Origin of the sequence: Acinetobacter sp. BEC1-S18-ESBL-01 (assembly GCF_014169935.1) — a bacterium.
Classification (GTDB): Bacteria; Pseudomonadota; Gammaproteobacteria; order Pseudomonadales; family Moraxellaceae; genus Acinetobacter; species Acinetobacter pittii.
Genome location: NZ_AP022302.1, coordinates 800475 through 827320, shown reverse-complemented (window position 1 = coordinate 827320; position 26846 = coordinate 800475). Strand labels below are relative to the sequence as shown.

Genomic DNA, 26846 nt, shown 5'->3' with positions numbered 1-26846 from the left:
TGCAAATTGCTGTCTACGTCTTTCACCTTGATGCTTTTTTAATCACACCATCGAATGTGAAAAAGAGCGGAGAACCGCTCTTTATTTTATTTACGCTTACGTTGAATCGCGTGAATTGCACGACCATCTACAGCAAGTGCAGCTTCATGAACAACTTCAGAGAATGTTGGATGACCAAATGTCATTAACTGAAGATCTTCAACAGAAGATACAAATTCAAGAGCGATCATACCTTGGTGTACGATATCAGATGCAGCAGGTCCAATAACATGCATACCTAATAAACGGTCAGTTTTTGCATCAGCAACAAACTTAACAAAACCAGCACCTTCACCCGCCGCTAAAGCACGACCATTTACAGCAAAACCGAATTGACCAGTTTTAACTTCATGACCTTTTTCTTTAGCTTGTTCTTCAGTTAAACCAACCCATGCCGCTTCCGGATGTGTATAGATAACAGAAATGATTGTGTCATAGTTCACTTGAGCTGCATGACCGTGGATACGCTCAACAGCCATTACACCTTCTTCCATTGCTTTATGAGCAAGCATTGGACCACGAACCAAGTCACCAATCGCATATACACCTTCTACAGAAGTTGCACAGTGATCGTTTACTTCAACTAAACCACGTTCAGTCAATTTAATACCTGAATCATCTGCCAATAAACCTTCTGCATAAGCTTTACGGCCTACACAAACGATTAATTTGTCAAAAGTCTGAGTTTTTTCTTCGCCGCCTTGAGTGTATTTAACAGTCACTTCACGACCATTAATTTCAGTACCAGAAACTTTAGCACCGATACGAATATCAAGACCTTGCTTAGTTAAAAGTTTTTGGTAGTCTTTTGCCAAAGCTTTATCAGCCATTGGTAAGAATGCATCCATTGCTTCAAAAACAACAACTTCAGCACCAAGACGACGCCAAACAGAACCAAGCTCTAAACCGATTACACCTGCACCAATTACACCTAAACGCTTAGGTACTTCTGGGAAGTTCAATGCACCAGTTGAATCAACAATAATATCTTGATCTACAGGAGCTACTGGAATATTTACAGGCACAGAACCAGACGCAAGAATAACGTATTTAGGTTCTAAAACTTGAGTTTCACCTTCATGAGAAACGAACTCAACTTTTTTACCAGCAAGTAATTTACCAGTACCTTTTAACCATTCAATGCCATTGCCTTTAAGCAATTGATCGATACCACCAGTTAATTGGTCAACAATTTTGTCTTTACGAGCAAGAAGCTTAGCAAGATCAAAATTCACTTCACCTGTAGTGATACCGTGATCAGCTAAGTGATGTACTGTATCTTCGTAACGGTGAGAAGAGTCAAGTAATGCTTTAGAAGGAATACAACCTACGTTTAAGCATGTACCACCTAAAGATGGCTTACCGTTGTGAATACGTTTTTCGATACAAGCGACTTTAAAACCTAGTTGAGCAGCGCGAATTGCAGCTTCATAACCACCAGGACCACCGCCAATAACAACAAGATCAAATTGTTGAGACATTGTTTATCTCCATGGTCCGAGATAGAGGATCACTCTACCTCGGTAATATTATTCGAAGAAATTAAAGATCAAGGATGAGTTTAGCTGGCTCTTCTAACAATTCTTTGATTGCTACCAAGAAACCTACAGCTTCTTTACCATCGATCATACGGTGGTCATAAGAAAGTGCTAAATACATCATTGGCAAGATTTCAACTTGACCATTTACAGCCATAGGACGCTCTTGGATTTTATGCATACCCAAAATACCAGTTTGTGGCTGATTCAAAATTGGAGTTGAAAGTAACGAACCGAAAGTACCACCGTTAGTGATTGTGAAAGTACCACCAGTCATTTCTTCGATAGATAATTTACCATCACGTGCTTTAGCAGCATATGCACCAATACCAGATTCAACTTCTGCATAGCTCATACGATCAGTATCACGTAATACTGGTACAACAAGACCACGATCAGAAGATACTGCAACACCGATGTCATAGTAACCGTGATAAACGATATCGTCGCCATCAATTGAAGCGTTTACAGCTGGGTAGCGTTTAAGCGCTTCAGTTGCTGCTTTAACGAAGAATGACATGAAGCCTAAACGAGCGCCATGACGTTTTTCAAAAGCATCTTTATATTGCTTACGCAATTCCATGATTGGCTTCATGTTAACTTCGTTGAATGTAGTTAACATTGCTGTTTCTTGAGTTGCAGCAAGAAGACGCTCAGCTACACGCTTACGTAAACGAGTCATTGGAACGCGTTTTTCGATACGCTCACCAACAGCCACACTTAACGGAGTAACGTTAGCAGCTGGTTTAGCTTGATGGTTTGCAACATCTTCTTTAGTGATACGACCACCACGACCAGTACCTTGTACGTCAGCAGCAGCAATACCAGATTCAGTTAATGCTTTACGAACTGCAGGAGCTTGATCAGATACAGTTTCTGTACGCTCAACAACAGGCGCTGCACCAGCTTGAGTTTGAGCAACTGCTTGCTCTACTGCTGCAGGAGCAGCCGCTGCTGCACCAGCACCAGCTTCAAATTGAGCAATAACTTCGTCAGAAAGAACTGTATCGCCTTCATCTTTAATGATTGCAACTAAGCTACCATCAGCAGGAGCAACAACTTCTAAAACAACTTTGTCGGTTTCAATATCACAGATTACTTCATCACGTGATACAGGTTCACCCACCTTTTTATGCCAAGTTGCGATGGTGCCATCTGCAACAGACTCTGGGAATACCGGTGCTTTAATTTCGGTTGCCATTATTGAGAATCTCCTGATTGTTCAGCTTCGATTGCCAATGCATCATTAATTAGCTGAGCTTGTTGTTTTGCATGCAAGTACGGTGAGCCACAAGCTGGTGCAGCAGAAGCTTCACGACCTGCAAAACTGATACGGATTTGTTTGCCAGATTTTAAGATATCGTCATATAAACGCGGTGCAATAAATAACCATGCGCCTTGGTTCTTCGGCTCTTCTTGTGCCCAAACGAGTTCTTTCACATTTGGATAAGCAGCCAAGATTTCCGCAAGACGTTGCTCTGGATATGGATACAACTGTTCAATACGTACAATTGCGACATTAGTTAAGTTCTGTTCACGACGTTTTTCAAGTAAGTCGTAATAAACTTTACCGCCACAAAGTACAAGACGAGTTATATCTGACTTGTTAATTTGATCGATTTCGTCAATTACAGTTTGGAACGAACCATTTGCAAGCTCTTCTAAAGTAGAAGTAGCAAGTTTATGACGAAGTAAAGATTTCGGTGACATTACAATCAATGGCTTACGAATTGGGCGTACAGCTTGACGACGTAATGCATGGAAAATCTGTGCAGGTGTCGTTGGAGTGATCACTTGCATGTTGTCTTCAGCACATAACTGTAAGAAACGTTCTAAACGAGCTGATGAGTGTTCTGGGCCTTGACCTTCGAAACCGTGTGGTAACAACATTGTTAAACCACAAACACGTTCCCACTTAGTCTCACCAGAAGCAATAAACTGGTCAATCACAACTTGAGCACAGTTTACGAAGTCACCAAATTGTGCTTCCCAAATAATCAAGCTCTTAGGAATTGTAGTTGCGTAACCATATTCGAATGCAAGAACTGCTTCTTCAGATAAAAGAGAGTCATAAATCGCAAAACGTGGTTGGTTCTCTTTCACATGACAAAGTGGAATGTAAGTTGAACCATCAGCTTGGTTATGCAATTTCGCATGACGGTGTGAGAAAGTACCACGACCCACGTCTTCACCAGTAATACGAACTAGATAATCTTCATCTAATAAAGTTGCATAAGCTAAAGTTTCTGCTGCCCCCCAGTTTAATGGAGTTTCACCAGTTTGCATTTTTACGCGGTCTTCAATTACTTTTTGAACCTGACGCTGCATTACAAACCCTTCAGGAAGTTTGCTCATGCCCTCGCCTAATTCTTTTAAGCGATTTAAGTCAAATGAAGTATCCCAATCGTCTGTGTAGTCATGACCCAAATATGGCGTCCAATCAACAAACATTTTGGTATTTGGTTCAAGAATCAATGCATTTGCTACATGATTACCCGCTTCTAGATCAGAACGGTAATCTTCAACCATTTGGTCTGCTTCAGCACGATCAAGTACTTTCTCTTGAACAAGTTGATCAGCATAAAGTGTACGAGTCGTTGCTTTCTTCGCAATTACTTGATACATCAATGGTTGTGTACCAGATGGCTCATCTGCTTCGTTATGGCCACGACGACGATAACAGAACAAATCGATAACAACATCTTTACGGAATTCGTGACGGAAATCATGTGCTAATTGAGTAGCAAAGATAACAGCTTCAGGATCATCGCCATTTACATGGAAAATTGGCGCCTGAATCATTTTAGCAACGTCTGTACAGTATTCTGTAGAACGTGCGTCACGAGGATCAGAAGTTGTGAAACCTACTTGGTTGTTCACAATAATATGAACTGTACCGCCAACCGTATAGCCACGAGTTTGTGACATCTGGAAGGTTTCCATGTTCACGCCCTGACCTGCAAATGCCGCATCACCATGAACAATAACTGGTAAAACGTCATCACCGCCAATGTCTCTACGACGTACTTGACGTGCACGTACAGAACCTTCAACTACAGGACCAACAATTTCCAAGTGAGATGGGTTAAATGCTAATGCCAAGTGAACTTCGCCACCTGGAGTCATTACATTACTTGAGAAACCTTGGTGGTATTTAACGTCGCCAGAACCTTTTTTATGAATTGATTTACCTTCGAACTCACCAAATAAGTCCGCAGGGTTTTTACCCATAATATTCACAAGAAGGTTTAAACGGCCACGGTGTGGCATACCGATAACAACTTCTTTACAACCTACAGCACCAGCACGCTGAATAATCTCGTTTACCATCGGAATAAAAGATTCGCCGCCTTCAACACCAAAGCGTTTAGCACCGACGTATTTATTACCAAGATATTTTTCGAGACCTTCAGCAGCAGTTAAACGCTCTAAGAAGCCTTTCTTTTGATCATTTGTGTAATTGAATTTACCACGGGCACTTTCAAGACGTTGTTGAATCCAACGTTTTTCTTTTGTGTCCACGATATGCATGTATTCAACACCAATCGAACCACAATAGATTGATTCCATTGCTTCAATCATTTCAGCAAGCGTTGCTTCGCTTTTGCCGATTTCAAGATTGCCGGTATTGAATACAGTGTCTAAATCTGATTTGGTTAAACCGTGAGCTGAAAGATCTAAATCTGGAATCTCTTCACGCTTAGCAAGACCTAATGGATCTAATTTAGCTTTTTGATGTCCGCGATTACGATAAGCAGCAATAAGTTGTAAAACGCCAATTTGACGACGCTCATGCTCAGTACTTACAGTACTTTGTACAACAGGTTGAACACGATTAGCATTACGTCCTAGTAATAGGAATTGCTCACGCACAGCGCTGTGTGGTTGGTCACCCTTTGGATATTTATCGAAATATTGGCGCCAGTCCTCAGCTACAGAGGTTGGGGAAGTCAGGTACTGCTCGTAAAGTTCTTCAATATACGCTGCACTATCAGCGGAAAGTTCAGTGTCAAGACGCAATGCGTCAGCAACTTCTTGCATTTGTGGACCCATTTCCTATTGCAAAAAATATTACAGGCTGCCTTTTAAGCACACCCATGATGCATAATGCCAAATTGGTAAAAAAGGCATTACTTACCCAACAGGTCTCTAAGACCATGGGGCGTCATACTACCTAGAGAGAAAACTCCATAGGTAATTAATGAATCACAACGCCCTCAATGGCATCATCACTCACCTTATACTCGATTAAAACCGAGCAATTTTTTGCAAATCTTTTTAGAAAAATTAACTTTAAAATTAACTTTTCTAAAATGACTTTAACCATAAAAATTAAGCACAGATCTAAGATCGTGCTACTTAAATTAATTTCACTAGTATACGCTTTTTTCACCTATAACTTTGTGGCAAATCGTATCATGTTCTTAAACAACGATTGATTTTTTTGACACATACCACCTATAAATTGGCGAAATACATAAGCGATTTTATCTTTTAATATATGGTGCAATATATAAAATCCTCGCTCTTTTCGACCAAAGTCTAAAGTTTACATTATAAAATTAAAAAAAAACGCACATCAAGGATGCGCGTTTTCTATTTGTGCAGAATTAACCCGCTTGATCTAATAGCATGTTACGGATGTGACCGATTGCTTTAGTAGGGTTTAGACCTTTAGGACATACTGACACACAGTTCATAATACCTTTACAACGGAACAAACTGAATGGATCGTCAAGACGAGCCAAACGGTCTGCAGTAGCAGTATCACGAGAATCGATGATAAAACGGTATGCATTCAACAATGCTGAAGGACCCAAGAATTTATCAGGGTTCCACCAGAATGATGGGCATGAAGTTGAACAACATGCACAAAGAATACATTCATACAAACCATTTAAGTGTTCACGCTCTTCAGGAGACTGTAAACGCTCTTTAGGTGGAGCTGGTTGGTTATTGATCAAGAATGGCTGAATTTTGTCATATTGATCATAGAATTGGTTCATATCAACAACCAAATCTTTAACAACCGGCAAACCTGGTAATGGACGAATTACAATTTTCTCAGGCAGGTCATTTAAATTCCATAAACAAGCCAAACCATTTTTACCATTAATGTTTACACCATCCGAACCACAAATACCTTCACGGCATGAACGACGGAACGTTAATGATTCATCTTGAACCTTCAAAGCAAGTAATGCATCAAGCAACATACGGTGCTTATCAGTCAATTCAAGCTTGAAAGTTTGCATGTACGGCGCTTTATCCTTATCAGGATCATAGCGGTAGATTTCGAATGTACGAGTACCTCTACTCATCTTTATACTCCCGATTAGAATGTACGTGGTGCTGGTGGAATTGCATCAACAGTCAACGGTTTGAAGCGCACTGGCTTATATTCCAAACGGTTATCTGATGAATACCATAAAGTATGCTTCATCCACTCATCATCACGGCGACCGTATGAATAAGTTGGGTGATCAGCTGGCAATTCATAATCAACTACAGTATGCGCACCACGACACTCTTTACGCGCAGCAGCTGAAATTAATGTAGCTTTTGCAACTTCATATAAGTTTTCAACTTCAAGCGCTTCAACACGTGCAGTGTTAAATACTTTAGATTTATCTTTCAAGTGAATGTTGCGCACACGTGGTTCAAGAGCAAGAATCTCTTTAACACCTTTATCAAGCAAAGCTTGAGTACGGAATACACCAGCGTGGTCTTGAACGATATCACGAATCGCATCAGCAACTTCTTGTGCATTTTCACCAGAAGTTGATTCATCCAATTTACGTACGCGATCTAAAGTTTGCTCTAATACGTTTGTTGGAAGTGGTGCATATTCATCACCATGATGCTTAGTTACGTAGTCGATAATGTGCTCACCAGCAGCTTTACCAAATACAACCAAGTCAAGAAGTGAGTTAGTACCTAAACGGTTTGCACCATGTACTGATACACAAGAACATTCACCAATTGCATAGAAACCTTTTACAGGTTTAGTGTAATTGTCTGTACCTGCTTCAGGTAAGCACACTTGACCATGCATATTTGTAGGAATACCACCCATTTGATAATGGATTGTTGGTACTACAGGAATTGGTTCTTTAGTAATGTCAACGTTCGCGAATTTTTTACCAATCTCAAATACAGATGGCAAACGCTTCATGATTGTGTCAGCGCCCAAGTGAGTCATATCTAGTAAGATATAATCACCTTTTGGACCACAACCACGACCTTCTTTAATTTCTTGGTCCATAGAACGTGATACGAAGTCACGTGGAGCCAAGTCTTTTAAAGTTGGTGCATAACGTTCCATGAACGGTTCGCCGTCTTTGTTACGAAGGATTGCACCTTCACCACGACAACCTTCAGTTAACAATACGCCTGCGCCCGCAACACCCGTAGGGTGGAATTGCCAGAATTCCATATCTTGTAATGGAATACCAGCACGAGCAGCCATACCAAGACCGTCACCAGTGTTGATATAAGCATTTGTTGATGCACGGTAAACACGACCAGCACCACCGGTCGCAAACAATGTCGCTTTTGCTTGGAATACTGCGATATTACCAGTTTCTTGGTCAATCGCTGTTACACCAAGAACATCACCTGCTTCGTTACGGATCAAATCAAGCGCGATCCATTCAACGAAGAACTGAGTACCCATTTTCACGTTGCTTTGATAAAGCGTGTGCAATAATGCGTGACCAGTACGGTCAGCAGCAGCACAAGCACGTGGAACTGGTTTATCACCATAGTTCGCAGAGTGGCCACCGAACGGACGCTGGTAAATTGTACCATCAGCGTTACGGTCAAACGGCATACCCATGTGTTCAAGTTCATACACAACTTTTGGTGCTTCACGACACATAAATTCAATTGCGTCTTGGTCACCTAACCAGTCAGAACCTTTTACCGTATCGTAAAAGTGGAAATGCCAGTTATCTTCTTGCATGTTACCTAACGACGCACCGATACCGCCCTGAGCAGCAACTGTATGTGAACGTGTTGGGAAAACTTTAGTAAGTACTGCAACTTTCAAACCTGCTTGAGCAAGTTGGTAAGAAGCACGCATACCAGAACCACCACCACCAACGATAACTGCATCGAAAGTGAGGTTTTGAATATTTGAATAATCTTCTTTAGGGGTTATCGCGCCCATGATATCTTCCTATCAATTCGCCCAGAAAATCTGGATACCCCAGATTGCGTACACAAACACTGCAATAATGACAGCCGTCGTCAGTACAAGGCGTAAACCTTTCGCTGAAGGACCCATTTGACGAGTAGTGACATAGTCAGTGAAAACCTGCCACATACCAATCCATGCGTGTGCGATAAGCGATAAAATTGCCAATAAAGAAAAAATCTTCATTGGTAATGTCATCATGAAGCCAGCCCACTGTTGATAGTCAAATCCACCTTTGCAGAGAATCCAACCAAAAAGAACAACAGTATAAGCTGCTAATACAACCGCACTTACACGCTGGATAAACCAATCACGAGAACCTGAACCAGTTAAACCTGTAGCACTTTTCATTAGAACATAATCCATACAAAGGCTGCGATAATGGCTACCACAGATAAGATCAATGAAATTGTCGCTGCAATACGACCACTTTGCAGTTCTTCAGCAAAACCTAAATCTGCAAGTAAGTGCTTAATTCCAGCAATAAAGTGGAATATCAAGCCGGCTGCAAATACCCAAACAACAAAACGTACAAGGATATTTCCAAAAACGACATTTTTAACGTAGTCAAATCCTTCTGGTGAAGATAATGATTTATCTAGAATCCATAAGAGAACTGGTACTAATAAGAAAACGATGACACCTGATAAACGGTGTAAAATTGATGCAATAGCCACGGGTGAGCGTAAATTTACCGCTAACACCTGACCCATGGACAAATTGACAGGTCTGTTGCTTTTCACAGCGGGCATCCTGTAGGTAGAAACTCCGACCGGAGTTTGTTGAATTAATTCCAAGGAAAGCTGGCATTGTTAGGCAAGCACAGCTCATGCCTAACCTATAAACGACACTGAATTATAAAACGCGAAGTATCAAAATACAAACAATCCACTTTGCCATTTCAGCAAAAAACCATTAAATAAGAATCATTCAAAACAATATTACATTATTAGGTCAATAAAAAAACCACACCTACATACATCATGTCCTTGTTTAAAATAACTTTTTATTTAATTTCATTTTTTCTGAAATTTCTTTTAAATAAGCCGATTTTAGACTAAAGATAAAGTTATAAATTCCTCATATCAATAGAAAAATGATCGCAATACCCTCCTATTTTCAATGTGAGCCACATTTCAAATAAGTGAACAGACTTATATTTCAGATAGATATTAAGCGATCTATACTAATTTTTCGAAAGTGAATTTCATTAAAAAACAGTTCTTATGATTTTAAAGTCGTCTGATGAGCTATTTTTTATACAATTAAACTTAAAAAAAGAACAATATTCTTTGTTACAACTAAATAAAAATACAATTTTTTTTGAGTATAAATTTGAAATTACACCATGAGTTTTATGATTTTTTTAAGCAGATTGGCATTTTCTACCGCCTTATTATTCTAAATTGCAATTTATAAATTTGCTTACAATTGTACTCATCCTTCATTTTTTTTCTGCACGTTCTTGTTGAATTGACTTATTATACCATCCCGATGCAGTGATTTTACTGACTTTTTTGCTCGGGTCTTGATGACTAACTCTCTGTGGGAACGTCATTTTTTATCCATAAGTATAATTGACAAAATTTCAGTACTCACTAATCTTATAGCAAATTTTGACACCGTCTGATTCGCACATGAGAACATTAGGATTTCGAGTCAGATCAACATTCACCAGGACAGGAGATCTATTGAATGTCTGAAGCAAATGGCAAAAAAGCCGTATTACATCTTGATGGCAAAGAAATTGGATTACCAATCTACAGTGGCACTTTAGGTCCAGATGTAATTGATGTCAGCAGCATACTGAAAGAAGGTCATTTTACTTTCGATCCTGGTTTTATGGCGACAGCCGCATGCGAATCTAAAATTACTTTCATTGATGGTGACAAAGGTATTTTATTACACCGCGGCTACCCAATTGATCAGTTAGCAACTCAAGCAGACTACCTTGAAACTTGTTATTTATTATTAAATGGCGAGCTCCCAACTGCTGAACAAAAAGTTGAGTTTGATACGAAAGTACGTGCTCACACTATGGTTCACGATCAAGTTAGCCGTTTCTTCAATGGTTTCCGCCGTGATGCTCACCCAATGGCAATCATGGTTGGTGTTGTAGGTGCATTATCTGCGTTCTATCACAACAACCTAGATATTGAAGACATCAACCACCGTGAAATCACTGCAATTCGCTTAATTGCAAAAATTCCAACGCTTGCTGCTTGGAGTTACAAATACACAGTAGGTCAACCATTCATCTATCCACGTAACGATTTAAGTTATGCGGAAAACTTCTTGCACATGATGTTTGCTACTCCTGCTGACCGTGATTACAAAGTTAATCCTGTTCTTGCTCGCGCAATGGATCGTATTTTCACGCTTCATGCTGACCATGAGCAAAATGCTTCTACATCTACAGTACGTCTTGCTGGTTCTACTGGTGCAAACCCGTATGCATGTATCTCAGCTGGTATCTCTGCACTTTGGGGACCTGCTCACGGTGGTGCAAACGAAGCAGTTCTTAAGATGCTTGATGAAATCGGTAGCGTTGAAAACGTTGCAGAGTTCATGGAAAAAGTTAAACGCAAAGAAGTTAAGCTTATGGGCTTCGGTCACCGCGTTTACAAAAACTTCGACCCACGCGCTAAAGTAATGAAGCAAACTTGTGACGAAGTTCTTGAAGCTTTAGGCATCAACGATCCTCAATTAGCACTTGCTATGGAACTTGAGCGTATCGCATTGAACGACCCGTACTTCGTTGAGCGTAAACTTTACCCTAACGTAGACTTCTACTCAGGTATCATCCTTAAAGCGATTGGTATCCCAACAGAAATGTTTACTGTAATCTTCGCTCTTGCTCGTACAGTTGGTTGGATCAGCCACTGGTTAGAAATGCACAGCGGCCCTTACAAAATCGGTCGTCCTCGTCAGCTTTATACTGGTGAAACTCAACGCGACATCAAACGTTAATATTCGAAAGAAAATTAATAAAAAAAAGCTGCCTTCTGGCAGCTTTTTTATTTCCGTCTTTTCTACTCTAGACTTATTCTTCTTCATACATAGTTAACAAATGATGGCTAATTCCATCTGCTCGCAGCCAAGCCAACTCATAGCTCGCTTTAGCCAACGCTAAAACACGTCTTTCAAACTCAACCCATATTGTTTTGACTTGAGACTCCGAAATACCCAAACCACTCTCGTGTGCTAGATGTTTATTCTTTTCACATATTTTTAAGGCATGGTAAAGCTTACGACCCTGGCTCGCCCCTTCCATTAACCGAACACGCTTACTTAAAATAAAGCCCTCAACATGCTGTAAGTCTGCATGAGGCAGCATCGGCACTAAGATTTGATTCAATTGATCATCTAAACGCTTCCATACAGCTAAACGCTGCTCTGCCGTATAAGTGTTCCATTGAATCACCTCGTGGTTAAAACGGCGACAACCACGACAAACCTGATCACCAAAAACTGTTGAACAACGCCCTGCACATGGGGTGAGAGAGAGCGTTCGATGATCATTACTCAAAACAAACTCCTTAAATAAACCATATACTTTTTATGGTTTTCTCGCTTATTACTAATTTTCGCGCTAAAATATGCGCCTTAAATTTCTATCTTAATACATTTGGAGTTTTCCATGAACGCTACTGTAGAACAGCTTGCACCTGTAGAACAGCAAGCGACCGCAGGTTGGGTTGTTGCAGCACTATATCAATTTAAAGAAGTTCAAGATCCTGCCGATCTTCAACAACGTTTATTAGACTTAGTGAAAACAATTAACCTCTGTGGAACTCTGATTGTAGCAGGTGAAGGAATTAATGGTACTGTTGCTGGTGATCGCGTAGCAATTGATACACTACATCAGTTTTTGCTCAATGAAGGCTTTGGCGCTATGGAATACAAAGAATCCCATAGTTCTGACAAACCTTTCCGCAAAATGAAAATTAAACTTAAAGAAGAAATTGTGACTTTAGGTGTTGAGGTTAAACCTCGTGACTTAGTCGGTCACTATCTTGATCCTAAAGAGTGGAATGATTTAATCGCACGTGATGATGTAATTTTAATCGACACACGTAATGATTACGAATATAAAGCGGGTACATTTAAGGGCGCAATTGACCCTAAAACTGAAACATTCCGTGAGTTTCCAGAATACGTCAAGAAAGAATTAGAGCAACATAAAGACAAAAAAATTGCGATGTTCTGTACTGGTGGTATTCGCTGTGAAAAATCAACTTCTTTACTTCTTCAAGAAGGATTTAAAGAGGTTTACCATCTTAAAGGCGGTATCCTTAAGTACCTAGAAGAAACCCCTGCTGATGAAAGCTTATGGGAAGGTGAATGTTTCGTATTTGACGGACGTACTGCTGTAACTCATGGTGTAGAGGAAGGCGTGAATATTAAATGTCATGCTTGCGGTTGGCCTTTAACTCCTGAAGAGTCTGCTCTACCAAGTTACGAACACGGTGTTTCTTGCGTTTATTGCATCGACAAAACCACTGAAAAGCAAAAAGCTGGTTTCCGTATGCGCCAGTCACAAATTGCTGCTGCAAAGCGTAAACGCCTATAAAACTATAATATAGTTTTTAAAGGGCATTTAGATTTCTAACTGCCCTTTTTTATTTATACCACTAATTTTTTTACAATAAAAAACGCCCTAGAAAGGACGTTATTTATTATTTCTTCTAATAAGTTAATTTGGCGTATGATACATCAAGTATAATTCATTCAAATTATCTGGGATTTCTTCTGCCAGTTCATCCATTAACTGTCCATTACGACGGAAAGATTCCATCTGTGGATCTTCTTCATCAATTCCACTAAATACCATCATTGGTAAAGTTAAATCAATTAATTGTTCCTCATATTCAGCTGCAAACCATGCATCTTCATTTAAGAACATCGCATCAACAAATCCAACACTCCAGTCGCCTAAGCTAGACTCAACATCAGCTTCTTCAATTTCAAACGGAAATTCAATTCCATTTTCATTTGCTAAGTCTTGTCGAATTGATTCTAACCACGCTTTGATCTGCTGAATAATTTCGGCAGGAACTTTTTTATGGTTATTATCAAATAATTCATCTAACCAACGATCAAACTGAGGGCCTACTGCAATTGCACACAGAAAACCATGAGTTGCAGCGAAATCCAGACCATACTCATTGTGGTCTCCATCTAGATATTCACTTAATTGGTCTAAATCTAACGCACTCATTGTGTTACCTGACTATAAAAAAGAAATCTACGATAGCATAGCATCTAAGCTGACGATGCCCTATTCAGATTTGATTAGTCTTCATCATCAAGATCATCATCGTCTAAATCGTAATCAAAATCTTTTAACTCACGCTCTAAACGGCGTTGAGCCAATAGATCATCAATTAATCTACGTTTTTCTAATGATTCTTTCGCAGTGATTTTGCCTGATGACTCATCAAAACCGACATCATCATCATCACCGTAGTTATCATCTAATTCAAAATCTGTAGAAGACACTAAAACTACCTCTAATGAAAAAATGTGAATGGGTCTAGCCGCTATTTATCTTGGTTATTAAATCGTGTCAAGTTTTATTTATATTTTTTTCATTAAACTGCATATTTGTACTTTTTTTCGCCCAAAAAATTGTGTATTTATAAAGCTGAACTATTTTTTTGATCAAAAAAAAATTCTATGATTTTTTCGATGATTTAAGCTTGAAAAAAATGATTTTATCCCAATATTCAAAAAACAGACGTGAATTCAAAGATATTTTTTATTTAACGGTTACTGATCAAAGCCAAAACATTTCAAGCAAATTGTGCTATCATGCACGGTTTTTCACTGCCACAGATTCAACAAAGAGTAAGCAAAGATGAGCGATATGCATTCCCCTACTTCTCAAGTAGCGGCTCTGATTAGCCGAGGCAAAGAACAAGGTTACTTAACTTACGCTGAGGTTAACGATCATCTGCCGGACTCGATTACTGAAAGCGAACAGATTGAAGACATTATTCAAATGCTTCAAGACGTTGGTATTCCTGTACACGAGCGTGCACCTGAATCTGACGATACCATGTTCGGTGAGTCGGCTGACGCAACTGATGAGGTTGCTGAAGAAGAAGCTGCTGCCGTACTTGCATCGGTTGAAAATGAGCCTGGGCGTACGACAGATCCTGTACGTATGTACATGCGTGAAATGGGTACAGTTGAACTGTTAACCCGTGAAGGTGAAATCAGCATTGCCAAACGTATTGAAGAAGGTATCCGTGATGTCCTTAATTCAATTGCTTACTGGCCAAATGCTGTTGAAGTTGTATTAAAAGAATATAATGATTTTTTAACTGGCGAACGCCGTCTTGCAGATATTTTATCAGGCTACCTCGATCCTGAAACTGATGAAGATATTCCAGAAGTTTTAGAAGAAGTTGAAGAACTTGAAGAAGAAGACGAATCATCTTCAAAATCAACGAAAGAAGTTAAGCTTGATGATGACGATGAAGAAGAAGAGTCTGAAGGTGATGATGACTCTGAAGGCGATTCAGGTCCAGACCCTGAAGTTGCAAAAGTTCGTTTTACTGAACTAGAAGCTGCTTGGGCTAAAACAAAAGCTGTTGTTGAAAAACATGGTCGTAACAGTCCAGAGGCTGAAGAAGCTTTAGAAGCTTTAGCTACTGTGTTCATGATGTTTAAATTTACACCACGTTTATTTGACATCATCTCTGAAATGATTCGTGGTACACATGAGCAAATTCGTGCCAATGAACGTGAAATCATGCGTTATGCAGTACGTCGTGGCCGTATGGATCGTACTCAATTCCGTACATCTTTCCCTAAACAGGAATCTAATCCAGCTTGGTTAGATGAACAAATTGCTAAAGCACCTGCTGAAATCAAGGCACATTTAGAAAAAGTTCGTCCAGATGTTTTAGCATTCCAACAAAAGATTGCAGATATTGAGAAAGAGCTTAGTTTAAGCGTTGCTGAAATTAAAGATATCTCTAAACGTATGGCAATTGGCGAAGCGAAAGCACGTCGCGCTAAGAAAGAAATGGTAGAAGCCAACCTCCGTTTGGTAATTTCAATTGCGAAGAAATATACCAACCGTGGTTTACAGTTCCTTGACTTGATTCAAGAAGGGAACATTGGTTTGATGAAAGCTGTAGACAAGTTTGAGTACCGTCGTGGTTATAAATTCTCGACTTATGCAACTTGGTGGATTCGTCAGGCGATTACTCGTTCGATTGCCGATCAGGCTCGTACAATTCGTATTCCAGTACACATGATTGAAACAATTAACAAGATCAACCGTGTATCTCGTCAATTGTTACAAGAAATGGGCCGTGAACCAACACCTGAAGAATTAGGTGAACGTTTAGAAATGGATGAAGTTAAGGTTCGTAAAGTACTTAAAATTGCTAAAGAACCGATTTCGATGGAAACACCTATTGGTGATGATGAAGATTCACATCTTGGGGATTTCATTGAAGATCAAAACATCACTTCTCCAATTGATGCTGCGACTTCAGAAGGCTTAAAAGAAGCAACTCGTGAAGTATTGGAAAACTTAACTGAACGTGAAGCAAAAGTATTGAAGATGCGTTTTGGTATTGATATGCCAACCGATCACACACTTGAAGAAGTTGGTAAACAATTTGACGTAACACGTGAGCGTATCCGTCAGATTGAAGCGAAAGCATTACGTAAATTACGCCACCCTTCTCGTTCTGAACATTTACGTTCTTTCTTGGAAAATGACTAAGTTTTGAAAGCTTGAAATTTCAAAACCAAGCCCCATTTAATAGAAAGAGCTATAAACGCCTGCGATAATGCAGGCGTTTCAAATCATGAGGTAACTTATGTTAGACCGCACTCCATCTCGCGAACTACAAGAACATCTTTGGGTATTTCCGATGGATTATCCAATTAAACTTATTGGCGATGCGGGTGAAGAATTACGTGTTGCTGTAGTCGATATTTTGGTAAAACATTTTCCAGACTTCGACCACTCAACATTAAAAGTTCAAGAATCTCGCACTGGCAAGTATCATTCTTTAACAGCACAATTGCGCTTTGAAGAATTGGAACAAGTTCATGCACTTTATGCTGACTTGGCTGCTTGTCCGCAGATTAGAACTGCGCTTTAATTTTAAGTTCTTCAATAAATACCACAGTCAGGCATTCTTACTGTGGTATTTTTTTTGGAAATTTTAAAAACTCCCTACCACGAAAAACCTTACAAATATTTAGAATTCCTTTTATAAAATCCTTTAAAATTACAAGGTTTTCGGCTTTTATCTAGTAGATATTAACTGGGCGCCGCATAAACTAATTATAGGAAGAGATTGTGATGAGCCTTGATAAACCTAACTTAATCATTCGGCAATGGAACGATTTACAAGATTATCAAAGCAAATTTGAAACCATGAAACTCTTAACAAATGAGCGAGATCAAGATACGCCTGATGAGTTATGGTTACTTCAACATCATAATGTTTTAACTCAAGGTCAAGCTGGTAAACCTGAACACATCCTAATTTCATCAGATATTCCTGTAGTGCAAACTGACCGTGGTGGACAAGTGACTTGGCATGGACCCGGCCAACTTGTTGCTTACTTCATGTTTGATCTTAATCGTCTAAAATGGAACGTACGAACATTGGTCAGTTTTGCTGAACAATTCATGATAGATGTTTTAAAAAAATACGGAATTGAAGCGTATGCTAAGCCTGATGCACCAGGAGTATATGTAGATGGCCGTAAGATCGGTTCCTTAGGTTTTAAAATTCGTCGTGGTCGTAGCTACCATGGATTAGCATTAAACTTGGACTGTGCTTTAGATGGGTTCCAAACTATTAATCCTTGCGGTTACGCAGGCTTAGAAATGGTGCGTATACAAGATTTGGTGACTCCTTATCCATCATTCACTCAACTTTGCCAAGACTTTATTGAGTATATTAAGAATACTGGTTACTTTAATGACCCAGAAGTCAAAACCGAATAAATCGCTTTGCGATGAAATAAAAATGGATTAGAGTAATTACTCTAAATTTGCTTTTGCATAATTTTAACAAGGGATACGCGAGTGATTTCGACAAAAGCTGTAAAGCCTACTCTGCAACTTGCCTACGTTAAGCTCATGATGGATGTTGTTGGTCGTGGCTTAGTCATGGCAAGTCAAGTGGACACTGAAATACAAGAGGAAGTATCTAAATTTCCTGTTCACTTTGTACTTTCAATGAATGTTTTCCCAAATGGACCAGCATTTTTTGCTCGAGTCACAGAAGACAAACAGTTAGAGCTACTCAAAAGAGCTGAAAGAAAGCCAGACTTAACTATTACATTCAAACATCTAACTCATGCCTTTTTAGTATTTTCTTTTCAAGAAAGTACTGCCCAAGCATTTGCTAATGACCGAATGATTGCTGATGGTGATGTATCTGCTGCCATTCGCTTAGTACGCTGTCTAAATAAAATGGAATCTCTCATTTTACCTAAATTGGTTGCGTCTCTTGCAGTCAAAGAATACCCAACCGAACTCACCCTAAAAGAAAAATTCAACGAAGCTGCAAATATTTACTTAAAAGTAGCTAAGTCCTATTTCAAGCGGAGCGCATAACATGGCTAAACCATATTACGAATTCTTTTGTCCTGTAAAAGTCATTGCTGGTAATGCTGCGTTAGAACATATTCCGTTTGAACTTGCAACTTTAGGCGCAAAACGTCCGCTCATCATTACAGATAAAGGTGTGCGCGCAAATGGCCTACTCAACCCGATTGAAGCTGCGTTCAGTACGACTGATGCTGTCATTGGTCATGTGTTTGATGATGTTCCACCAGACTCAAGTTTAGAAGTCGTTCGTCTTGCCGCAGAAGCTTATCGCAAGAATAAATGCGATGCGATTATTGCTGTAGGTGGTGGTTCAGTTATCGATACTTCTAAAGCAACTAACATTTTAGTATCTGAAGGTGGAGATGACTTACTTCAATATTCTGGTGCACACAACCTACCAAAACCATTAAAACCATTTTTCGTAATTCCGACTACATCAGGTACGGGATCTGAAGTGACTATGGTTGCCGTGGTTTCAGATACACAAAAGAATGTTAAATTGGCATTTGCTTCTTATTACTTAATGCCACATGCAGCGATTTTAGATCCACGCATGACACTTACATTGCCACCTCATTTAACTGCAATGACAGGTATGGATGCCTTAACACATTGTGTTGAAGCCTATACATGTATGGCTGCCAATCCACTTAGCGATGCTTATGCAAGTGCTGGAATTAAAAAGATTAGTGAAAACCTATTTAATGTCCTAGAAAACCCAAATGACTCACAAGGTCGTTTAGAACTAGCACAAGCCTCTACAATGGCAGGTATTGCATTCTCTAACTCAATGGTAGGCCTTGTACATTCTTTAGGTCATGCTTTAGGTGCTGTTGCTCACCTGCCCCACGGTTTATGTATGAATTTATTCTTACCATATGTGCTTGAATATAATAAGCAGGTAAATGGCCAGAAAATTGGTGAATTACTATTGCCATTAGCTGGTGCTGATATCTATGCACAAACTCCAGCAACTCAACGTGCAGACAGAGCGATTGCAACAATTTTAGCAATGCGTGATCGTTTATTTACTTTAACCAAGTTACCACGTACTTTACGTGAAACTGGCAAAGTAACGGAATCACAGCTCGATGAAGTTGCAGAAAAAGCACTAAATGACGGCTCAATTATTTACAACCCTAAAGAAGCAAGCCTAAAAGATATCCGCGATATTTTACAAAAGGCATGGTAATAAGATAAGTTAAATCAAAAATCCCCCATAAGGTCCTGATTTTTATATAAAATCAGGACCTTTTTTATAGATGTGAATCTATATTCATCATTTTATTTGTAAATATGGCAAAAAATTTGCTAAAAAATCGATGAAAGTACTGACAATTTGCATCAATTTAGGATAGATTGGCGCACTTTATCTTTTTCTGTAGGGGGGATCGTTCGTCTCAAACGATCCTTAACACCAAGCTGATCCTTGATCAACGATTATGAGGATAACGCCGTTGACAACTATCTCTGGGACTCCGTCTGTAGTTAAGCTACGAAAAACGCTAGGTCTTTGGCATATTATTATTATTGGTTTAGCCTATATTCAGCCAATGACATTATTTGACACATTCGGTCTAGTTTCCGAAGAAAGTCATTACCATGTTCCAACTTCGTACATTTTTGCATTAATTGCCATTTTGCTAACATCGATTAGTTATGGACATATGATTAAGCGCTATCCATCTTCAGGTTCAGCTTATACCTATGCACAAAAATCAATTCACCCTAATGTTGGTTTTATGGTGGGTTGGTCATCTTGGTTAGATTATTTGCTTTCACCAATGGTCAATATTATTTTGGCTGGTATTTATCTTGATGCATTATTTCCTACAGTCAATCATTGGGTATGGGTAATTGTATTAACCGCTTTCATGACTGGTATTAACTTACGTGGCGCACGCTTTGTTGCTAATTTTAATAGCCTGATTGTATTTGTACAGTTACTCGTGATCGGCATATTTACTTATCTAGTCTATAGCAAATTACAAATGGGCTATAATGCAGAAGGTCCAATTACAGAAGCAACCCGTTATCAGTTATGGAGCTTAGAGCCTTTCTGGAATGAGTTGACATCCGTAGGGGCATTAGTCACTGGTGCAACATTACTTTGCTTCTCGTTTACTGGATTCGACTCTTTAAGTTCTTTAGCAGAAGAAACAAAAGACACTGAAAAAACATTACCTAAAGCGATTTTCTTAACAGCACTTATCGCTGGTGTAATCTTTGTCATCAGTACTTACTTCATGCAAATTTACTTCCCACATGATCCTAAAAACTACTTTGAAGATGTTGCAGCAACACAGCCAGACATTTTATTACTTGTAGGTGGTTCATTATTTCAGTCATACGTTCTTGCTTTTGCAATTATTACTGTCATGGCATCTGGTATTTCAGCTCATGCAGGTGTATCGCGCTTAATGTATGCAATGGGACGTGATGGTGTAATCAATAAAAAAATCTTTGGTCATGTTAGTCCAAAGAACTATACGCCTTCATACAATATTCTTATTGTTGGTGTTGTAGCACTAGCAGCAGGTTTCATGAGCTTAGATATTGTCATTTCAATGATTAGCTTTGGTGCGTTAACTGCGTTCACATTTGTTAATTTATCAGTGATTTCACGCTATGCTTTACGTGATGGCCGTACAAAGAATTTCAAAGATATTTTTAACTTTGTAATTATTCCACTTCTTGGCTTCTTCAGTATTTTCGCTCTATGGCTTGAGATTGAAGAGACAGCCTTGAAATATGGATTATGGTGGGCAATGTTCGGTATTTTATACCTAGGTTATAAAACTAAAGGTTTTAAATATCAAGCGCCTCAACATAATGAACATGAATAACCATCCCTCATAAAAAAGGCGCTTAAAGCGCCTTTTTTATTGTCAAATTAACCAAAAATTTTGTTCACAATATTTTGTACACGTTGAGCATAGAGTTTCGCTGTTTCAAGGTCTCCAGCAGGGACTTCCTCTACACTTGCATCAGAAGGTGATTGAACTAAAAGTCCAACTGAACCACCTAAGTTATTTACATCTTCACGTGTTGCATCTTTTGTATTCGCTGGTAATAAACCAAGACTCACCCAAATTCCACCATGTTGCGATGCTAAAGTCTGTAATTGAATAAGCGTAACCTGCTTATCCCCATTTAAGCTCGCGCTGTTTGTGAAGCCTGCAAATACTTTATCTTGCCAACCACGTGTAAACCAAACTTTTGAAGTTGCATCAGCAAACTTTTTAAACTGCCATGGTGCTGTACCCATATAAGTCGGAGCACCAAAAACAATCCCCTTCGCATCATTTAATGTCTGCCAATCTTGCTCAGTAATATTACCTTCTTGATCAATTTGGATGAGCTGAGCATTAATTTCGTTTGCAAACGTTTCAGCCACTACTTTGGTATGGCCATAACCAGAGAAATATACAACCGCGATATTAGAGTTAGACATGGGAGCAAACCTTTGTTTTATTAAATTCCACTTTATGATATATTTTAGAAACTAGGTGTCAATTAGTTACTAACTGGTAACTATGGTAATTTTTTAAGAAATTAGTAGGTAAATAGTATGAATGAATGTCTAAAATATAATGTTTTTCAACAACATTGCCCTGCTCGTTTATTTTTTGAAAAAATTGCAGATAAGTGGGTTTTATTAATTTTAAATGTGCTTGAAGAGGAAACTCAGCACTTCAACTTGCTCAAAAAGAATATTCAAGGTATTTCGCCTAAAGTCTTATCACAGAAGTTAAAAATGCTGGAAAGAGATGGTTTTATTGAGCGTAAAATTCAGAATACGTCTCCTATTCGTGTTGATTACTCACTAACTTCACTGGGACAAAATGTCGCTTCAATGGCGTTCCAATTAAAGGAATGGGCCGAAACCAATATTGAACAGGTTTTAGCAGCCCAAATGACTTATGATGAAAAAGTGCTAGAGCAAGCTTAACTCATGCTTCCCTTAAAATTTTATTGAGCTTAATTGATTAGGCTTTTTTCTTAGCTGAAGGGCTGCTCAACTTAATTAATTTTAATCTGCTCAGGTGGTGCACTTATTTTAAATTGGATAGTTAAAGGTTCACATTGCTTTAACTCTTGATCATTCTTCAAATAAGTGCTTTCTAGACCATATTTCCAAGTACCATTCATGACGTCAAATGCTGGATAATTGACAATAAAAGTTTTGGTTTCATCTGGTAGATATTCGTAAGTTTGAATCTCTTTACACTCATTTTCTGGATAGGAGCGCTTCGTGTTTCCAAGTAAATAGAGCTCTAAAGGTACATAACACGCAGGTTGTTTTTCTTGTATTTTCTCTAATCCCTTATTAGTTTGAGTAATCTTCAAAGCAATTGTGCCATTTAGAGTTAACTGCTGTGCATATTTAAAAACAGTTTCTTTTTCTATGGGTTCACGCGTTACATTATTGAGAAACTGTAGTTTGCGATGTAAGCCATTACAGTCATCTTCAACAGGTGCAGGCAACCAAATTTCATTATCTTTTGAGTCGCCTTTCTCACCATCGGCTGGTGTTTCAAAATCACCCGGTTTACCAGGTTTAGTTGGATATCCTGATCCGCCTAAACTTGCACCACCTGCGAATAAATCCTCTCCACAAGCGGTTAAAAGACCACTTGTCAAAATGAAGCTTATGGATATTATTAATTTTTTATAAGTTGTTTTCGTCATATTGATAAGCTCCGAAACGGAAAGTTTTAGTTGCACCCTCTTTTCCTTCATCTAGTGCACAACGTTCAATAGCTAATTTAAGTACTTGTAGTGATAAATCTTCCCATAAGCGCAAACTTGCTTCTTTGAGTAAAGTAATCGATTCATCTGTTAGTTCATCAGCAAAAATTGCTTGTTCTAAATAGGGTTCTTTTTCTGGCTGAAATAAATTATGAACTCCAGCAGCTAAATGTGCTTCTAAATTACTCGTTAATAATTTTCGAACCTCAAATTGCTCTACATCAGGCATAAAACTACGCTGCTGCAACATCACAAGGCCATCTTTTTCTTTCACAATATTTAGGCGTTCGAGTTCATTCAAAATAGATCTTGGATGCTTTTCAGTTGAGACTTTCTTTACTAAATTTTCAAAACTAACCTGATCATTACTTACAAATGGAATTTTTTCTGCCAATCCCTCTGCAAGCCACAAACCAATCACCCGAGCAGGAACACTTACTGGCTCTGCTACTTTTGCCTCTGTTAAAGGCTGACCAGCCTGCATTGCCTTTTTAAATGCATTCACGTCTTTGCGATGTAACCCTGAAAGTAAACTGACTGCTGAATCAGTTGGCTTTTGCTCTATACGCTCTAGCTCACTTAAAGCCTGTTGATAGAAAACAGGTTTTAAAGCAGTTACAAAGTCGTTATATCCCACTCCTGAACGAATTAACCATTGCGTCAGGTATTCCATTAACATTAATACCTGCTTCTGATTAAGTTCTGCATTGTTCGTTTGGAGTGTGGTCATAGAGTAACAATTTTCCTTCATATTTGAAAAACAGTATGGGCCGAGCAATTGTCACACTGAACGGTTTAAGATGCAATTTTCATTCTTAGACCTCTTTGGGAAACCGATCAATATAATGATTTGGTGCATTAAAATGGGTAAAAGAAATACTGATTGAGACATCCAAACTTTCTACGCTATGCCACCAACCAATCGGGATGAATAGAGCTTCCCCTGCATTCAAAATACATTCAACAGGAGTAATTGATTTTGTTAAAGGATATTTTTCAAAATCAATTTTATTTGTATCACTCAACTCACTAAATACCCAATGATCGTTATATAGATGAGGAACTTGCAAGGCAGGAATTAAAGTTACTTTTTTGCTTCCATAAATTTGAACTAACATATTATTCGTTAAATCATGATGTAAGGGCGTAAATGTTCCTTTAGGTCCAAACCATAAAAAACTACGGTCATCCTTTAAAGCCAAATCACAGTAACCATCTGCAAAATCCTCTATATCTGAAAATAATTCTTGAAGCATCTGATGACTATTTGATGCATTATTTGCAGTCATATAAAAATCGTTACTAGCATCAACTGACATAACTTTTGATACAAACTCTGACATCTTCATTTTCTGCTTTAATGATGGAGAATGTCTTTCAAACTGTTCATCTAAATTTCTATTCATCTGAACTTCAACTAAATGATGACCAAATTTAGAAGCAAAATATTGCGGAGACCATTTGTGCAAAGCTGGCCAATGTTCTATTCCTTTTTTTAAAATCACAGGGCGATGTTGACTATAGTAACCCTTCACAAAATCAGAAAAATTTGGAGCAGTAATAGAAGGAATTTTTTTACTATAGTCAGAGTTTAGCTGTGCCAATTGATCTACAGTTTCTATTAACCATACACGTTTTTTAAGCTGATGATGCTTTTTCTTCAAAATTTTATATAACTTATTATTTTCTAAATTATTTAAATATTCTTTTACTTTTAAACCATCATGCCCCAGCTCTATTAATATTTTTATAATTTCCGAAGACGTTACCTCATTTAAAACTTGTTCAATTATCCACTCTTGATCATGATCCAATAAAGTCTGAAATTTCAAATCATTCATTTCAAACTTTGGTTCAAATCCATTTGCTTTTAATACATCGACTAATTGTTCAACTCCACACCCTTTTTCTAAGTTTTCTTCAAGCCAGTTTTTCCACTCTAATGGCAACTGGTCAAACCATTTTTGGCTTTGTTCGAATATTTCAATTTGATTATAAGCTGCCATGTTGAACCTTTTTTCAAATTTGATCTTTACAACTGCATTATAATTGATTTATTTTAAAAATGTTAAATTTTCACATTTTTAATAAAAAAAGGGTTTATGTGATGAATAACATACTAAAAGGAAGCAGCATTGCTTTGATTTTTATAGCTTTAAGTGGTTGCGGATCTGATGATAACGATTCGGAACCGACACCGACACCGACACCGACACCGACACCGACACCGACACCGACACCGACACCGACACCGACACCAACACCAACACCAACACCAACACCAACACCAACACCAACACCAACACCAACACCAACACCAACACCAACACCAACACCAACACCAACAAGTGTAGCGGATCGCTTTGTTGGAAGTTGGTTAGCAGGCAAAGGAGGTTGTATTAACGGTTCTGCTCTAAAAATGAATGTCATTAAGGTTTCTGATAACAGCGTGCGATTTGCCAGTGAAACAGTACGTTATGAGAATGAATCGAACTGTACAGGTAACATTGTTGCAAGTTACCGCCAAGCTGAAGATTTTAGTCTGGTTTCAAATATTGGAGCACCTCAGACAGTACAAACCTCAAGCTATAACAAAGTAGATTGGCAGCTTGTAGTAGCAGGAAAGCTAACGCAGAAACAGCCAGCTATTCTAGGGTTTAAAAATGCAAACCAATTCTGTCTAGTTCCTACAGATGAACCAAATGCGATACATAATTATTTGCAGCAAGCAAACTTTGATCTCACAAATACCTGCTTCACAAAAACAACTCCACCAGCAAGCATGCAAAAGCCAACTCAAGTATTGGCAACAGCAAGTTTTAGACTAGGAGATAATAAGGAATCTTGGGCAGACGTATTAAGTCAACTTAATGATCAAGGACGCCAAGGCTACGCTCTTCTCACGCCATCTGTAAGATTAGATAATCCGGATGGAAGCTTTGCGCTGTATAAAAATTTATATGTTAAAAACAATAAATCCACTGACACATACACCTATAAAACAGTTGATGTTAAAACTAATTCAGTAGCAAACCGTTATTTACTATGGGTGAATGAGTTAAATAAACAAGGTAGCTTAGGCTATATATATAAGCTTTCATTTGGCGAGGTTACATCTGATACAGATAAATATTTATTTGTGAAAAATGATAAGAAACCAGCAACATATTCTTATTCTAATCGCTTCTTAACTAACACTTCTCGCACAAGTATTCTAAATGCCTTCAACGAACTTGGTGCACAAGGTTGTAAGCTAATTTACGCAAACTCAGAATTCACCAATAATGGCACAACGAATGGAACCTTCTATGTACCTACTTGCGTAAATAGCAGTACCCATAACGGAACCTATGCATATCGTTATTTTGAAGTTCCACAACATATTCCTTTCAACAAGGATGATGCAATTAAACTTGAAAAACTTCTTAAAGAACAGGCAGCTGAAGGTTATAGATTAGTCGACGCGAACAATAACCTAGGCTTCTTTAATATTGATGGTTATCTATTTGAGCGCGACAGTGAAAATACAGGACCTATTGAATATAAAGTATTTATTGAAGATGCTGCATCCGAAACAGATGAGCCTTATATCTTTGAAAATCGGATTCAAGACCAAGGTAAATTAGGCTGGTTCTTTGCAGTTCGACTTGGATCGGTCTATACCAACTCACCAACAAATTATGATTTAGCAAGTGGTGTTGTTTTCCCTAAATAAGACATC

At 38.5% G+C, this 26846-nt stretch carries 26 protein-coding genes; 11 read left to right on the top strand and 15 right to left on the bottom strand.

Going from position 1 to position 26846, the window contains the following annotated elements:
• Positions 1-86 precede the first annotated feature (86 nt).
• The 8 genes from lpdA to sdhC form a co-directional block, all read right to left on the bottom strand.
• Positions 87-1520, bottom strand: a complete 1434-nt coding sequence (lpdA, locus tag H7R46_RS04035) for a dihydrolipoyl dehydrogenase (RefSeq protein ID WP_002116053.1) — start codon at positions 1518-1520, stop codon at positions 87-89.
• Between the two features lie 61 nt (positions 1521-1581).
• Complete coding sequence (gene odhB, locus H7R46_RS04030) at positions 1582-2778, bottom strand: 2-oxoglutarate dehydrogenase complex dihydrolipoyllysine-residue succinyltransferase (RefSeq protein ID WP_005064561.1); 1197 nt, start codon at positions 2776-2778, stop codon at positions 1582-1584.
• A complete protein-coding gene (locus tag H7R46_RS04025) occupies positions 2778-5618 on the bottom strand; it encodes a 2-oxoglutarate dehydrogenase E1 component (protein ID WP_005064560.1) in 2841 nt (946 codons plus the stop codon). The genes odhB and H7R46_RS04025 overlap by 1 nt, the downstream gene beginning before the upstream one ends.
• Before the next feature lie 157 nt (positions 5619-5775).
• Positions 5776-5904 carry a hypothetical protein gene (locus tag H7R46_RS04015; RefSeq protein WP_002116082.1) on the bottom strand — a complete coding sequence of 43 codons (129 nt, stop codon included), beginning with the start codon at positions 5902-5904 and terminating at the stop codon, positions 5776-5778.
• 283 nt (positions 5905-6187) lie between these two features.
• On the bottom strand, positions 6188-6898 hold the full coding sequence (locus tag H7R46_RS04010) for a succinate dehydrogenase iron-sulfur subunit (protein ID WP_002116292.1): 711 nt from the start codon (positions 6896-6898) through the stop codon (positions 6188-6190).
• Between the two features lie 14 nt (positions 6899-6912).
• Positions 6913-8748 (bottom strand): succinate dehydrogenase flavoprotein subunit, encoded by a 1836-nt coding sequence (gene sdhA, locus H7R46_RS04005; RefSeq protein ID WP_002116225.1) that lies wholly within the window; start codon positions 8746-8748, stop codon positions 6913-6915.
• A gap of 12 nt (positions 8749-8760) precedes the next feature.
• On the bottom strand, positions 8761-9126 hold the full coding sequence (sdhD, locus tag H7R46_RS04000) for a succinate dehydrogenase, hydrophobic membrane anchor protein (protein WP_000833672.1): 366 nt from the start codon (positions 9124-9126) through the stop codon (positions 8761-8763).
• Positions 9126-9527 (bottom strand): succinate dehydrogenase, cytochrome b556 subunit, encoded by a 402-nt coding sequence (gene sdhC / locus H7R46_RS03995; RefSeq protein ID WP_005804648.1) that lies wholly within the window; start codon positions 9525-9527, stop codon positions 9126-9128. The genes sdhD and sdhC overlap by 1 nt, the downstream gene beginning before the upstream one ends.
• A 474-nt stretch (positions 9528-10001) precedes the next feature.
• On the opposite strand from sdhC, the gene H7R46_RS03990 reads away from it, so the two are divergent.
• Together H7R46_RS03990 and gltA are read left to right on the top strand one after the other, a co-directional pair.
• A complete protein-coding gene (locus H7R46_RS03990) occupies positions 10002-10127 on the top strand; it encodes a hypothetical protein (RefSeq protein WP_014207478.1) in 126 nt (41 codons plus the stop codon).
• A gap of 343 nt (positions 10128-10470) precedes the next feature.
• Positions 10471-11745 carry a citrate synthase gene (gltA, locus tag H7R46_RS03985; protein ID WP_002116327.1) on the top strand — a complete coding sequence of 425 codons (1275 nt, stop codon included), beginning with the start codon at positions 10471-10473 and terminating at the stop codon, positions 11743-11745.
• A 73-nt stretch (positions 11746-11818) separates the two neighbouring features.
• On the opposite strand, the gene H7R46_RS03980 is transcribed toward gltA, so the two are convergent.
• Positions 11819-12304, bottom strand: a complete 486-nt coding sequence (locus tag H7R46_RS03980; protein WP_005064555.1) for a DUF1289 domain-containing protein — start codon at positions 12302-12304, stop codon at positions 11819-11821.
• Positions 12305-12415: 111 nt separating this feature from the next.
• Between H7R46_RS03980 and H7R46_RS03975 the strand changes: the two genes are divergently transcribed.
• Positions 12416-13348 carry a rhodanese-related sulfurtransferase gene (locus tag H7R46_RS03975; RefSeq protein ID WP_005064553.1) on the top strand — a complete coding sequence of 311 codons (933 nt, stop codon included), beginning with the start codon at positions 12416-12418 and terminating at the stop codon, positions 13346-13348.
• A gap of 123 nt (positions 13349-13471) precedes the next feature.
• Here the strand turns inward: H7R46_RS03975 and H7R46_RS03970 are convergent, their stop codons facing one another.
• Together H7R46_RS03970 and H7R46_RS03965 are read right to left on the bottom strand one after the other, a co-directional pair.
• Positions 13472-13996: a YecA family protein gene (locus H7R46_RS03970; RefSeq protein WP_005064552.1), complete on the bottom strand. Its 525-nt coding sequence runs from the start codon at positions 13994-13996 to the stop codon at positions 13472-13474.
• A gap of 74 nt (positions 13997-14070) precedes the next feature.
• The gene (locus tag H7R46_RS03965; protein WP_002116495.1) at positions 14071-14277 is read right to left on the bottom strand and encodes a PA3496 family putative envelope integrity protein; all 207 of its coding nucleotides are present in this window, start codon (positions 14275-14277) and stop codon (positions 14071-14073) included.
• Between the two features lie 358 nt (positions 14278-14635).
• Between H7R46_RS03965 and rpoD the strand changes: the two genes are divergently transcribed.
• The 6 genes from rpoD (at position 14636) to H7R46_RS03935 (ending at position 21219) form a co-directional block, all read left to right on the top strand.
• Entirely contained in the window at positions 14636-16522 is a 1887-nt protein-coding gene (gene rpoD, locus H7R46_RS03960) for an RNA polymerase sigma factor RpoD (protein WP_002116414.1), read from the top strand.
• A gap of 97 nt (positions 16523-16619) precedes the next feature.
• Positions 16620-16907: a YbeD family protein gene (locus H7R46_RS03955; RefSeq protein WP_002116017.1), complete on the top strand. Its 288-nt coding sequence runs from the start codon at positions 16620-16622 to the stop codon at positions 16905-16907.
• Between the two features lie 203 nt (positions 16908-17110).
• Positions 17111-17764, top strand: a complete 654-nt coding sequence (lipB, locus tag H7R46_RS03950; RefSeq protein WP_005064548.1) for a lipoyl(octanoyl) transferase LipB — start codon at positions 17111-17113, stop codon at positions 17762-17764.
• A gap of 81 nt (positions 17765-17845) precedes the next feature.
• Positions 17846-18379, top strand: a complete 534-nt coding sequence (locus H7R46_RS03945) for a hypothetical protein (protein WP_005064546.1) — start codon at positions 17846-17848, stop codon at positions 18377-18379.
• A gap of 1 nt (position 18380) precedes the next feature.
• Complete coding sequence (locus H7R46_RS03940) at positions 18381-19565, top strand: iron-containing alcohol dehydrogenase (protein ID WP_005064543.1); 1185 nt, start codon at positions 18381-18383, stop codon at positions 19563-19565.
• Positions 19566-19815: 250 nt separating this feature from the next.
• Positions 19816-21219: an APC family permease gene (locus H7R46_RS03935; protein ID WP_005064540.1), complete on the top strand. Its 1404-nt coding sequence runs from the start codon at positions 19816-19818 to the stop codon at positions 21217-21219.
• 47 nt (positions 21220-21266) lie between these two features.
• On the opposite strand, the gene H7R46_RS03930 is transcribed toward H7R46_RS03935, so the two are convergent.
• Positions 21267-21827 (bottom strand): flavodoxin family protein, encoded by a 561-nt coding sequence (locus tag H7R46_RS03930; RefSeq protein ID WP_005064539.1) that lies wholly within the window; start codon positions 21825-21827, stop codon positions 21267-21269.
• A 117-nt stretch (positions 21828-21944) separates the two neighbouring features.
• Here H7R46_RS03930 and H7R46_RS03925 point away from each other — a divergent pair, with 117 nt between their 5' ends.
• A complete protein-coding gene (locus tag H7R46_RS03925) occupies positions 21945-22325 on the top strand; it encodes a winged helix-turn-helix transcriptional regulator (protein ID WP_002116344.1) in 381 nt (126 codons plus the stop codon).
• A 71-nt stretch (positions 22326-22396) separates the two neighbouring features.
• Here H7R46_RS03925 and H7R46_RS03920 read toward each other — a convergent pair whose 3' ends face one another.
• From H7R46_RS03920 to H7R46_RS03910, 3 genes are all read right to left on the bottom strand, one after another.
• Positions 22397-23029, bottom strand: coding sequence for a hypothetical protein (locus tag H7R46_RS03920; RefSeq protein ID WP_080630982.1), 633 nt, complete (start codon positions 23027-23029; stop codon positions 22397-22399).
• 16 nt (positions 23030-23045) lie between these two features.
• Positions 23046-23855: a DUF6502 family protein gene (locus tag H7R46_RS03915; protein WP_025469752.1), complete on the bottom strand. Its 810-nt coding sequence runs from the start codon at positions 23853-23855 to the stop codon at positions 23046-23048.
• 85 nt (positions 23856-23940) lie between these two features.
• Entirely contained in the window at positions 23941-25131 is a 1191-nt protein-coding gene (locus H7R46_RS03910) for a cupin-like domain-containing protein (protein WP_032012744.1), read from the bottom strand.
• A 101-nt stretch (positions 25132-25232) separates the two neighbouring features.
• Between H7R46_RS03910 and H7R46_RS03905 the strand changes: the two genes are divergently transcribed.
• A complete protein-coding gene (locus tag H7R46_RS03905; protein ID WP_005064529.1) occupies positions 25233-26840 on the top strand; it encodes a PT dipeptide repeat lipoprotein in 1608 nt (535 codons plus the stop codon).
• Positions 26841-26846: the final 6 nt, after the last annotated feature.